Here is a 1,171-nt window from a genome sequence, read left to right on the forward strand (position 1 = left end):
GCGCCCCCGGGGCTCGTGTGGATCCCCTATTGGCGGTTTCGGGGGCTTTGGTACCGGCTGTTCGCCTCGGGAGCCGGGGGGAGCCTGCTCGACGGCACCGGGCCCGGCCGTGCGGGGCTCCGGGAGGGGTCGCACCTCGGCGTGAGACCGCAGGCCGTGCGGTTCCGGCTCGGCCTTCCGGCCAAAGGGCGGGTCGTGTGGCCTGACCGGGCGGTGGCCGAGGTGGTGGCCGAGGCCGAGACCCAGGCCGAGGCTGCCGGCGGCGAGGCCGCGCCGCTCCGGCGGTTCGTCGGGGAGGTGACCGCAGTCCTCTGGGTCCCGTTTGCCCTGGAACGGGAACGCGGGGGGTGGGCCCTGCGGCCGCTCTTTCCCGACGGGCCCGGAGGGGCCCTCGCCGGAGGGGAGGCCCTTTCGCTCCGGCGGGCCCTGGATGAGCCTCCCCGGCCGTGGACGCCGCGGTTCCTCCCCCTTCGCTGTCCCGAGTGCGCGGCCGACCTGCCCGCGGTGCCCCACGCGGTGGGGTTCTGGTGCGGGCGGTGCGGCCGGGGGTGGGTGCCGGGGCGCCGCAGACTCGAGCCCCTGGCGTTCCGGGTCAGGGGTTCCGGCGGTTCCGGAGTGCGGTACCTTCCGGTCTGGGAGCTGGAGATCGGGGCCAGGGGGCTTCCGTTCCGGAGCCGGGCCGACATGGTGCGGTGGGCCGTGCCCTACTGGGCCCCGGATCCCGCAGACGGACGTACCCCGCCGCTCGTGCGGATCCCGGCGTTCAAGCTCCATCCGAGGCTTTTCTTGCGGGCGGCCCGCAACCTGACCCTGGGGCCCGTGGCTGGGGGCGACGCGACGCGGCTCCCGACGGGTCCGGCCGAAGCGGAGGCGGTACGCCTACCGCTTTCCGAGGCGGCCCAGGCGCTAAAGCCCGTGCTCGCGGAAGTAGCCGGTACCCAGCGGGGAAAGGCGGCGGCGGTGCTGGGCGCCCGCCTGCGGGTGCGGGCCGCGCGTCTCGTCCTCCTCCCGTTTGTGCGCCGGGGCGCCGAGTGGGTCGAAGAAACCTCCGGGGTGGCCGTGCCCGCGGCGGCCCTGGAGCGCGGCCGGGGGCTTTGACCCGGGGTGCCGCACCCCGCCGGCGTCCACGCGTCCTATTAATCCGGCGCCAATAGAGGCGCGCAAGGAGATC

The 1,171-nt window shown here is 75.8% G+C and carries 1 protein-coding gene; it reads left to right on the forward strand.

The genetic code is table 11. The features are described 5' to 3' along the window. Positions 1-1,098: hypothetical protein (locus tag ACYQ8L_RS18490; protein WP_459943294.1), on the forward strand; the 1,098-nt coding region annotated here is incomplete at its 5' end. Positions 1,099-1,171: the final 73 nt, after the last annotated feature.

The organism is Deferrisoma palaeochoriense (genome assembly GCF_054656955.1).